We start from the raw sequence: 10412 nt of genomic DNA on the forward strand, positions 1-10412 counted from the left end.
ATTATGCTATCTTTATTCATGCTAGCCTCCAAATTTAGTTGTTTGACGCACTAATTATGGCTCTGGCTTTAAGCTAACCCACGATATTGGAGGCTAGCACCTTTCGTGGGGGTCATTATGTCTATGCGTACTTTTTTGATTAAGGGAGTTTGAGTTTGAAAGGTATTTGTTTGTGTGGCGAGGTGTCGTTTGAGCTATCTGGTGCCTTACCTCCGATTTATCAATGTCATTGTTCGCTTTGTCGCAAAGTATCTGGGTCGTCATCGAATTCAGCTTTAATTGTTAAAGCGGATAATTTCAAATGGCTTTCGAGTACAAATTCTATTGGTCGTTATGTTTCAAGTTCAGGCTTTAAATCGGAATTTTGTCAGTGTTGTGGAAGCCCTGTACCGAACCTTAGCTCAACCAAAGATAAATATTGGGTGCCAGCAGGATTGATGTCCGAAGATTTAGAAACAACAATCAAGGCTCATGTCTATGTTAATTCGCGAGCAAACTGGGATGAGGCATTTATCTGCGATAACGTCGAAGAATTTGCCACAATGCCTTCAGAATCTGAATGGTTGAAACTATCGGATAAACCGTACGCATAACAATGCATCAACACGATTTGCTACACTCGGCGTTGTCAGTTTGCCTTTAGTTTCAGTGATTAAGGCGTTAAAATTCAGCTAGGTCTGTATCGTAGCAAACGTGTTATGCAGGCGTTAGCTTAAAGGGACGTGAAGCTATGGATATTATTTCAATAATCATTGTCGTTTTATGCGCAACATTTGTGTTTCCTGCCTTGTTTGGTTTGTTCGAATTGAAAACTTCAAAGCTCAAAGCAATCATCGAGGTTGAGGGTAATCAAATAACGATCCGCAAGCTGGCTGTGGAACGATTCCTTAGCTTAAAAGGCAGCACGATATGTACTACTAGCATTGTCCGTATTCAGTTTGTGAAAGACCCGATTGGAGGGACGTGCGTAACTCTGTTTAATGAATCCGATGGAGCTTTGGACTTTTGGGTTCCAGAGCACTTAATTAAAGGTGTTAAAAGTGAACTTGTGAGTGCTTGCCCGTATGCACAATTCGTTGAAATTTAAGCTAACTAATAAGGATTAAGGTGTTACGTAGCCAACACTAAATCCCAAGTGTTGAATAAGCCCGAAGCCACTTTATTAAGTAAATTGTGTAATTTAGTTTGAAGGGCACATCGCTTTGAGGTTTTTCTCAAGGCGAGCGAGGCCAAGATAAGGTTGCGATAGCAATCTTATTAGCCAGTTAGCTATTTTTCGTTTCTTTCGTCGTTACACCTCCTCTATTTTGGTTGATGCCATTCTCCTTATTATCAAATGCCTTTCGACGAACCGCACGAGAATAGGCATCAATAGTTGCAGGTCGTTTACCTTGCAGTTTAAGGTTAGTAAGGTGTTGTTCATAAGGAGAGTTATAGCGTTACAAGAGTATGGATGGTAGCTGTTTTACTCTGCCGCGTAGCGGCTTCGTTCAACAAACGAGTATGGCTCAGACGGGCAAGGATATTTTCGATCACGTTGAATCAATATATTTTCTTCATATCTCGATAAAAATTTTCGTGCGAGCCGAGAGCTATTAGTTCGAGAGTTACAGTACCATCTTCATAGCTATAACCGAGCAATGTTAATTGCTTAACCACCTTAAATTTATGCACTCTCAAGAAAAACAGGTCACCTTTCTTCTGCTCACCAAGATGCGGATCTTCCATAAGGGCTCGAATAGCATTATCTAGATCCGTTTTTTGGTTCTTGTGTAATTTCTTGACCGCCTTCTTAAAAGTAGGTGTCTGAAGAATGTTGGTAATCTTAGTCAAAAGAGTAAGCCTCTAATTTACCTGCTTCCTTCTCAGCTTTTGCTATGACTGCTTGCTTTACGAACTCATAAGGTAGATCGGGGTTGTCTTCCATCATTTTCCCGATTTTAGCCCAGTGCTCAATTTGTTTTGGTGTAGTGCGGTTTAGTGCTTTAGCCATTATCGCAGCCTTATCAAAAAGATCTTGGTCAATACGTACACTTGCAGTAGCCATAATATGTCACCTAATTTAGTTTGTATTTATAGTGTAGTAAATCGCCACAGGTGTTGCAAATTGCGCCATGACAAGCATTTAAGCAGACTGTTACGCTTGTAATTTTCTACTTGGATTAGTTTCAGTGATTTCGGTCGTAGGTTTGAGTGTTTAGGTAGTGTTGTCAGCGACTCAATTAGGCATTATGTGCTTTAGGCAGGATATCTTATGGAGGAGATAGTGAAAGAGCCAGATGTCGAATTTTCCAAGTGGAAGCTAGAGAGGAAAAAAGGAAGTCTCAAATTTACTGCTCGTACATCATTTCCAGCAATCTTAGGCGTGATGGTAGGTCGAAGTATTGAGCCGTTGTTTATGTCAGAAACAGCTTGGGGCTGGATGCAAACTACCGATGTATTAATGAGTGGTTTCTGGAGCTCGATTGGTGCTATCCCCTTAAGTTATGCAATATGGTTTTGGCGTGAGAAGAAGTATAAGCATCATGTCGCTAATCTTCAGAAACGCACATAATAAATCGTTTAAGGCGGATTCTTATATGTACCTCTGGCCAAATCTTATACCTGTATTTCTTAGCATCTAGTGAAATCGAAATTACCAGAACAAGGGTATTGGAAGCCGGTTACTAGTTACAGCTATAGAACACTCAAAGCTAACCTTTGCACTCAAATGAAAGAATAGATTTCGTGTTAACAGCGCTCTGTTTACTATTGGGTAATCGTGTCGCTCACGTCCTTTATACGCCTTAATGTTCTACCCTAAGAAGTAACACTTTGTGGAGGTCTGTATGAATATCAAAGAGTCTGATTGGATAATCTTTTGCGAGATAAAGAGTGAAGCTGCACAACTGTTTTGTACTCGTCAGCTAGATGAAGCCATCAAAGCGATTACTGATGAATCAGAATCTGTAGGGGAAAGGTTTCACTTTATGTGCGAGTACTCTAAAGAATCTCAAAAGCAAATGAAGCTTATTTTTGATGGCCATTCTCGAAGCCGAGCATTTATCCAACTCATGCAAATGTGCGAGGAAGGTTTGGTTGTACCAAAACAATTCGAACGCCTTTCAGAGGAACTCAAAAAAGACATTACGAACGCTCTAGAAAGAAGAGCCTAAGGAAAGTCGGGTATTCAGGCCGCTTGACTCTGTAAATGCACGATAACCTTCCAAGATAAACTGCTACAACCATCCTAATATTACTCCTCTTTATTCGCTAATTCGGAATCGAATCCATGATTTTGGGCCAGGGAGGCTCAGTGTTATGTTTTGAAAAGTGAGTGTGCGGAGCCTAGCGAAAAAGCGGTCTAGTCTTTGTGTTAGAAAAACTACTGTATAAGTCCACCCTTAATCCACCCAGAAAATATAGGGACAAAATAGGGGAGGGGAAAGTTATTGATTTCAGTGTATTGCGCGAGATTTACGACGTTTTTGAGGGCTCACAAACGGTGAAACCCCGATGTTGGTAGCATCGGGGTTTCGAATTTCTAGATTTCTCGACTGGTAAGATCGATTATCTTTTCTATGCAGAAGGCTTGGATTAATCCAATCTTATTCCTTGGTAGGGAATTAGATACGGATGAAGTCCATGTGCTCAACTTTAGGCTTGAACGCGTGACGTTGAACGTCTTGCGGCTTAACCTTAACTTCTGCGCCGTCAATCAACAGAGTGATTGTTTCGTAGAATTCAGGCTTATCCATTTGGTTGATCACTTCAGCGTGAACAAGTTCGATAGCTACAGCTGCTGCTTCGCCACCGTAGATTACAGCTGGGAATTTACCAGCGTGACGTAGGCGGCGGCTCGCACCTTTACCTAGTTCAGTACGTACTACTGCTTCAAATTTCATAGTTTTACTCTCAAATTAGTAAAAATTAACTTCACACCTCAATGCGACCTTGAGTATGTGGTAAAGCTTAGGCATAAACGAGTTCATGCTTAAGCGAGCGCGGATACTAACATCACATTCAAATCTGAGCAAGTCAGAAGCCCATCTCAAAGTGAATTTCCTTCGATAAATGATTCGTTTGGAGATAAAACGTTCACTAGCGCTTATTTACCCCATTTTATCGTCTTTTACATTGCCTATCTTATCTATTTATAGCGTTGCTAAATCATCAAGTTAATGAACGGAAAATGAATGTTTGCCTAAGACTTGGTTAAGGCTTGGTTGGTTAATCTTAGTGGTAATTAAACAGCAGAATGAATAGGTGAAAATATGGAACCGGTAAGCATTGTCGTAATTACGCTAAACGAAGAGAAACGCATCAGCCGCTTAATGGAAGAGTTGAGTGTGCAAACCCATCAAGAATTTGAGGTGATTGTTGTCGACTCGAACAGTGAAGACAATACAAGAGGGGTGGCACAAGCTTATGAAAGCGCGTTGCCAAAGTTAATGGTTCATCATATGGAAAATCGCGGTGTGAGCCTTGGCAGAAACACAGGCGCTTCATTAGCGCAGTACAACCGAATCCTTTTCTTAGATGCTGACGTGAGTTTGCCCCGAAACTTCCTTGCGAAAGCGCTTTATGAATTAGAGGAGAAGAAGCTTGAAGTGGCGGGTGTGTACATGAGCTCGAAAGGTCTGCCGCTTGTACACAAGTTTGGTTACGGGCTGTTTAACGCAGGCTTATTTACTACCCAGTTCTTTTTCCCGACGGCGATTGGCGCCTGTATTTTCTCGACTAAACGAGCGCATGATGAAATCGGCGGTTTCGATGAAGAGATCGTACTGTGTGAAGACTGTGACTATGTAAAACGTGCGAGCAAAACATGGCGATTTAGATTCCTTAATATGACCTTTGGTTTTGACCCACGTCGTTTAGACCAAGATGGTGTTGTAAAGACAGGATCTACTTACCTTAAAGCCAATGTAAGACGCTTTTTTAAAGGCGAAATGCGTAACAACGAGATGAACTACAAGTTCGGTCATTATAAAGAACAGTAAGCACTGAGGTTGTTATGTTTGATGGACTAGGGCTGTTTCTGGGGGCGTTGGGTGATGCTCTCATTGGCCCAAACTTATTTGTACCGGGAGAGCCCTTCTTTATCGCAGCGGGCTTTCAACTGTATTCAGGTGCATGGATGGCGTTGGTTTTGGTGATGCTAGGCGGTTTGCTTGGTGACCAACTCAGTTATTTTATTGGCTATAAATACGGTGCGAAAGCGCAGCGAAGGCTCATTAAGTTTCGTCCTAAAACCAAAAGATTAATTGCGCGCTGCCGCTATCTGGTTGCTCGCAAAGGCACATACATCATTCTTTTTGCTCGTTTATTAGGGCCTATCGCTTGGGTTGTGCCATTTATAGCGGGCTCGCATCGTGTACGGTGGCGTAATTTTAGTGTGTTGGCGTTTATCGGCTTGGCCCTTGGTGGTGGACAGTTCATTGCTTGGGGCATGTTACTGGCGCACGGCGTTGAAAACTTCCCGTGGCTTAATAGCCTTAAGATATTTATCTCTGAGCATAATAGTTTGATCGCCGGTGTGTTCACGGTATTGGTTTTCACCATTATTGGTTATCGAATGAAGTGGCGACGCTTGGTGCTTAAATCCAGTGCGTTGCTGTTGGCGTGGGTATTGTTTGCGAACTACGCACACTTTTTCTGGAAAGCGGATGATTTTCAGAATCAACAAAAGACGGCTCAAATTGACAACGTCGACTGGAATTCGGTTACCTATAAAGCGTTCCCCGGCAAATCTTCATTCTACTCGGCACAAGCGATCAACGTACTATATGTTGGAGCAACCCCAAGAGACTTAATGAAACAATTGGGCTGGATAGAGAATCAAACTTTTTCTCGAAATGAGATTGAATGGGCTGGCTATCTCGCATTGCTTAGAGACAAAACTCCGCCAGTGTCCGATTTGTATTGGCGAGACAAGCCACAAGATATGGCGTTTCAGTTGCCGGGTAACTTGATGAAGCGTAGCCATATTCGCTGGTGGCGCGCTGGTGTTGATGTTCAAACTAACCAGCCTCAGTGGTTAGGTGCAATCAGCTATGATGATGGCCTTAAAGTCACCCCTTACTCAGGCATTGTGACCATACTGCATAACATTGACCCTAATGTTGATGAAGAGCGAGATAGGCTTGCTAATCAGATACGAACGTCATTACCAGATATTGAGCTAGACAAGTACCCATTAGCAACGGTGGAAGTGATGAATGAAGATCATGACTATTATACAGATGGTAGGATTTTAATGATTGGAGTCGCGACTCATAATGATAATGTGCAAATTCTAGATGTGGCTGTAAATGATATACAGAGCGATATATAAGAGCGACTAACTTGTGCCTTGTTTAAATCCCCTTCAAACAAGGCTTTATGATTTCTACTGGACTATATCTAAAGAAACATAACCCCCTCTCATGTAATTCCTCGGCTATAAATTTTTCAATTTTGACTATGCTGATTAAGGGCGAACAAGCAGCGACAGCTGAGGATAACGTTATGCAAATGAATCCGATTGGTTGGTTTGAAATATATGTTGATGACATGTCGAGAGCAAAAATTTTTTATGAATCAGTGTTTAAAGTGACGCTGGATAAGTTAGACAATGAAACCGGAATCGAAGTTGAGATGTGGGTATTTCCTTGCGATATGGGGAACTATGGCGCCACAGGAGCTTTATGTAAGATGTCCGGTGTAAAAGCGGGAGGCAACAGCACCATGGTTTACTTCTCTTATGAGGATTGTGCCACAGAAGCCAGTTTGGCAGCGGCCAATGGTGGCGCGCTACAAGTACCCAAAATGGACATTGGTGAGCATGGTTTTATCAGTGTAGTGAGTGACACGGAAGGCAATATGATTGGGCTTCACTCGATGAGCTAATCATATTGAAGCGAGAAAAGCTTTGTTAAACCAGAATAAAGTTAAGCCCTAGCGTTGCGCTAGGGCTTATCGTGCTTACATGGTTTACTTAGTTTACTTAGTTTACTTAGTTTACTTAGTTTATTTAGCGCGTTTAGCTTATTAACCTTTGCTTAGTTTAAGCACCAGAGAGGCTTTCAATCCGCCCATTGAGCTCTTACTGAGCGTTAGGCTGCCTCGGTAGCTGTGTGCCATTTCATTCACGATGTTAAGCCCCAATCCTGTTCCCGGTGTGGTTTCATCAAGTCGAACACCACGTTTGGTGACTTGCTCAAGCTTCTCTTCAGGAATGCCTTGGCCATCATCTTCAATCACCAATTCAATGTTGCCATCGTCGAGTTCATTCGAATGGACTCGGATAATACTGCTCGCCCATTTGTAACTGTTCTCGAGTAGGTTGCCGACCATTTCATCAAGGTCGGTTTTTTCGACCGCCACTTCAATCTCAGAGTCTAGCTCGTTAATCATGGTGACTTCGTTGGCGGCATACACTTTATCAAACGCCATTGAGATAGCTTCAACACGCTCACAAGGTGAAGATTTCACCGATAGAATGTTCATTGCACCAGCCATGCGCGCACGGCCAAGATGATAATCTATTTGGTTCTGAATCTGATGAATGGGTTGCTGTAACAATGTTTTGTCATCGTCTGGAAGTCGCTCTATCTCATTTTTCAAAACCGACAGCGGTGTTTTCAACGCGTGAGATAGGTTTCCAGCGTGGTTACGCGCTCGCTCCAATAACTCTTGATAGTGGAAGAGTAGGGCATTGAGATCAGAAACTAATGGAGAAACCTCTTTCGGGTAGTTGTCGCTTAACCCTTGTTGCTCGCCGTTTCTCAACATCACCAGTTCACGTTGCATCTTACTGAGTGGCAATAGCGACCAACTGACTTGAATACCAATCAACATCAGCACGCCCACAAACAGTAGCATCAGAATCAACCAGACCTGACCTGTAAGTTCGGTCAGTGTGGATTCTAATGGATCTTCATCAATACCTATGGTGATCGTGACAGGATCGTTCAGTTCAGGCAGATAGATATCCTGCTCGATGTAAATCAGCTTTTCTTTCTCAGGCCCTTTGATTGAAGTATGAATCGGCGAACGCTTGATTGTGAGGTCTTTGTCCCATAGCGAGCGAGATCGAATAATCTGGTCTTGAGTAGCGGCTCGCCAATAAATACCACTGTAGGGTTGGTTAAACCTAGGGTCAGACAGACGCTCTGCCATGATGAGGTTACCACTGTCGTTGGTTTCTATGTTGGCGGTTAACTCGTCCATGGTTAGGCTGAGCTGTTGCTTGACGTCATCGACCAAGTAATCGTTAACCAACTTAGGTATTCCGACGCCTGCCGCTAATATCATCGCACCTAGCCAAAAAGCCGCGGCGAGGAGCAAGCGGCTTTTTAGACTGACGTTTTTAAGTGTTCGTTTTTTTAGATTCATACGTTACCAGCCTGTCTTTGCTCATCTTGCTATGAGAACAACAACGATCAGCACAGGCTGTCCACTAATTGGAGATTGCTCTTAGCTTAATTAAATACAGCGTTATTCAGCATTCAGTTGGTAGCCAAGGCCACGAACGGTTTTGATGATCTTTGGTGCGATTTTCTTACGAATACGACCGATGAACACTTCAACCGTGTTTGAGTCGCGGTCGAAGTCTTGCTTGTAGATGTGCTCAACCAACTCAGTGCGCGAGATAACTTTGTTTTGGTTATGCATGAAGTACGCGACAACTTTATATTCTAGCGCCGTGAGGCTAACCGCTTGACCTTGCCACAACACTTTAGAGCTGCGTGTGTCTAGGCTTAAATCACCAATTTGAAGTATAGGAGCAGCACTGCCTGACGCTCGGCGCAGTTGAGCACGAATGCGGGCTATCAGCTCGACCATTTCGAATGGCTTAGTTAGGTAGTCATCAGCGCCTGCATTCAAGCCTTCTACACGCTGAGTAAGCGTGTCACGCGCACTAAGGATAATCACTGGCGTGTTAATGTTTTCGTCTCGAATGCCTTTTAATACGGTTAGGCCGTCAAGCTTAGGTAGACCTAAATCGAGAACGATGGCATCCCACTCTTCCGATGTTGCACGGTAGAGTGCGTCGATACCGTCTTGAGAAAGCTCTGGAACCCAGTCGGCTCCCTCAAGGGTCTCTAGAATTTGTTGGCCCAAACGAGGTTCGTCTTCAACGACTAAAATTTTCATGTATCACTCTTTTTATTGTTATTTATTATTCGTGGGAGTTTTTGATCGCTTCTTTAAAGTTGCGACCTTTAATCATCAGCATTTCTAACGTTTCAGCGTTGTATTCCACTTTAATGATATTGTTTTGGTAATTTATTTTTAGCTCATACACCCAAATATCATCGTCTTCTTCTAGTTCTACTTTAATGATTCGGCCATGAAGGTCGTTTTCAACCGCAGCATACATTTCTGAGAAAGGGCGAATGTAGCCCTCTTGCACCGCTTCATAGACTTCGTCTTGATCTTCTTCAAATTCGATACGGGTTCCCGCTTTATGAACATCTTGTACAAGATCATGACCGTTATGGTGATCATCTTGTGCAAAGCTTGATGTCGAGCCTATAGCTACAGCGATACAGATGAGTATAGCGCTTGGTTTTTGCATGCAGTGGCCTTAGTAAAAGAAGCAAGTAACGACAGTTTAATACAATAAAAATGAATGGAGTATGAATGTGAATACGAGAGACGCTTTATCATTTTAGCAATGTAAAGTGTTGTATCAACGTGCAATTAACCAACCTGATATTCATGTTGATTCATTTGCTCAATAGTAATGCGTTGACGTTATTACATTCCCTTACAAATTACAAATAATTAACATGGTAAACTCGCAAGTATATGGACTTATGGGGCTCTTTTGCCGCGCGATATTTGATTTAATAAGGATTTGAGAGTGCCATTTACAGTGCTAGTTATGTTGTTTTTTTCAGTGCTGATAACGTTCACTAGCCATGCTAACGAATTAGATTTCAAGCAAATCAGTGATTTCGAATATGGCATGGTAGTGAGTGATTCTTCGGTTGATGCCATCCTATATAAGGAAGAAGGCTGGAGCTCAATTGTTACTTGTATTCCTGAACCTAATCAGTCGTGTTGGCTTAAGCTTGCACTACCTTCAGACAACCAATCATATGAACATCTAGTTTGGAAATCTCTTTCATCCCGGACCGGCGAGCTGTTTTTTGTTGATCAAGACGGCAAAGTTGTTGGCAATTTTTTGTTTGAGTATTATCGCTCGCTGCGGCTGAACAAAAATTTTGAATACAGTCATGTTTTAGTGAAATTCCCTAGGGGTAAGACTGTAAATGCCAGTGCGTTATTTTCGAAAGAGCATCAATTAAAGCAATCACTTGTTATGAAAGATGGGGTGATTCTAGCCCTATTTCTATTGTCGAGCGCAATATCGTTAGTTTATGTTTATTTTGCTTGGCCGATAAAGCGATCTAAAACACTATTTATGACGTGCTATATAG

Annotated in this window: 13 protein-coding genes and 2 pseudogenes; 8 read left to right on the forward strand and 7 right to left on the reverse strand. The window is 42.4% G+C overall.

Features of this window, described 5'->3' with window-relative positions; translation table 11 throughout:
* The first annotated feature begins 182 nt into the window (after positions 1-182).
* Positions 183-593, forward strand: a complete 411-nt coding sequence (locus AB4232_RS21495; RefSeq protein ID WP_372087974.1) for a GFA family protein — start codon at positions 183-185, stop codon at positions 591-593.
* Positions 594-730: 137 nt separating this feature from the next.
* The gene (locus AB4232_RS21500) at positions 731-1087 is read left to right on the forward strand and encodes a hypothetical protein (protein WP_372087969.1); all 357 of its coding nucleotides are present in this window, start codon (positions 731-733) and stop codon (positions 1085-1087) included.
* A gap of 256 nt (positions 1088-1343) precedes the next feature.
* Here the strand turns inward: AB4232_RS21500 and AB4232_RS21505 are convergent.
* The 3 genes and pseudogenes from AB4232_RS21505 to AB4232_RS21515 all read right to left on the reverse strand — a co-directional run.
* A pseudogene (locus tag AB4232_RS21505) lies at positions 1344-1439 on the reverse strand (integrase); the annotation flags it as partial.
* A 103-nt stretch (positions 1440-1542) separates the two neighbouring features.
* Positions 1543-1833, reverse strand: a complete 291-nt coding sequence (locus AB4232_RS21510; RefSeq protein WP_371703576.1) for a type II toxin-antitoxin system RelE/ParE family toxin — start codon at positions 1831-1833, stop codon at positions 1543-1545.
* Entirely contained in the window at positions 1826-2047 is a 222-nt protein-coding gene (locus AB4232_RS21515) for a TA system antitoxin ParD family protein (protein ID WP_009847096.1), read from the reverse strand. Before AB4232_RS21515 ends, AB4232_RS21510 begins: the two co-directional genes overlap by 8 nt.
* Positions 2048-2254: 207 nt before the next feature.
* Here AB4232_RS21515 and AB4232_RS21520 point away from each other — a divergent pair, with 207 nt between their 5' ends.
* Both AB4232_RS21520 and AB4232_RS21525 read left to right on the forward strand, forming a co-directional pair.
* A complete protein-coding gene (locus AB4232_RS21520) occupies positions 2255-2554 on the forward strand; it encodes a hypothetical protein (RefSeq protein ID WP_372087970.1) in 300 nt (99 codons plus the stop codon).
* 274 nt (positions 2555-2828) lie between these two features.
* Positions 2829-3155, forward strand: coding sequence for a hypothetical protein (locus AB4232_RS21525; RefSeq protein WP_372087971.1), 327 nt, complete (start codon positions 2829-2831; stop codon positions 3153-3155).
* Positions 3156-3605: 450 nt separating this feature from the next.
* Here the strand turns inward: AB4232_RS21525 and rplY are convergent, their stop codons facing one another.
* Positions 3606-3884 (reverse strand): 50S ribosomal protein L25, encoded by a 279-nt coding sequence (gene rplY, locus AB4232_RS21530; RefSeq protein ID WP_108338783.1) that lies wholly within the window; start codon positions 3882-3884, stop codon positions 3606-3608.
* Between the two features lie 369 nt (positions 3885-4253).
* Here rplY and AB4232_RS21535 point away from each other — a divergent pair, with 369 nt between their 5' ends.
* The 3 genes from AB4232_RS21535 to AB4232_RS21545 all read left to right on the forward strand — a co-directional run bounded on the left by AB4232_RS21535 (position 4254) and on the right by AB4232_RS21545 (position 6870).
* On the forward strand, positions 4254-4982 hold the full coding sequence (locus AB4232_RS21535) for a glycosyltransferase (RefSeq protein WP_135382868.1): 729 nt from the start codon (positions 4254-4256) through the stop codon (positions 4980-4982).
* A 14-nt stretch (positions 4983-4996) separates the two neighbouring features.
* Complete coding sequence (locus AB4232_RS21540) at positions 4997-6316, forward strand: LssY C-terminal domain-containing protein (RefSeq protein ID WP_372087972.1); 1320 nt, start codon at positions 4997-4999, stop codon at positions 6314-6316.
* 173 nt (positions 6317-6489) lie between these two features.
* Complete coding sequence (locus AB4232_RS21545) at positions 6490-6870, forward strand: VOC family protein (RefSeq protein WP_372087973.1); 381 nt, start codon at positions 6490-6492, stop codon at positions 6868-6870.
* Between the two features lie 141 nt (positions 6871-7011).
* On the opposite strand, the gene AB4232_RS21550 is transcribed toward AB4232_RS21545, so the two are convergent.
* From AB4232_RS21550 to AB4232_RS21560, 3 genes are all read right to left on the reverse strand, one after another.
* Positions 7012-8358: an ATP-binding protein gene (locus AB4232_RS21550; RefSeq protein WP_017080456.1), complete on the reverse strand. Its 1347-nt coding sequence runs from the start codon at positions 8356-8358 to the stop codon at positions 7012-7014.
* Between the two features lie 102 nt (positions 8359-8460).
* Complete coding sequence (locus AB4232_RS21555) at positions 8461-9120, reverse strand: response regulator transcription factor (protein ID WP_004734666.1); 660 nt, start codon at positions 9118-9120, stop codon at positions 8461-8463.
* 25 nt (positions 9121-9145) lie between these two features.
* Positions 9146-9544, reverse strand: a complete 399-nt coding sequence (locus AB4232_RS21560) for a PepSY domain-containing protein (RefSeq protein WP_371694658.1) — start codon at positions 9542-9544, stop codon at positions 9146-9148.
* A 288-nt stretch (positions 9545-9832) separates the two neighbouring features.
* Between AB4232_RS21560 and AB4232_RS21565 the strand changes: the two are divergent.
* Positions 9833-10412 (forward strand): annotated as a pseudogene (locus tag AB4232_RS21565) (GGDEF-domain containing protein); the annotation flags it as partial.

This window comes from Vibrio sp. 10N.286.46.A8 (genome assembly GCF_041470165.1).
Lineage (GTDB): Bacteria > Pseudomonadota > Gammaproteobacteria > Enterobacterales > Vibrionaceae > Vibrio > Vibrio tasmaniensis_A.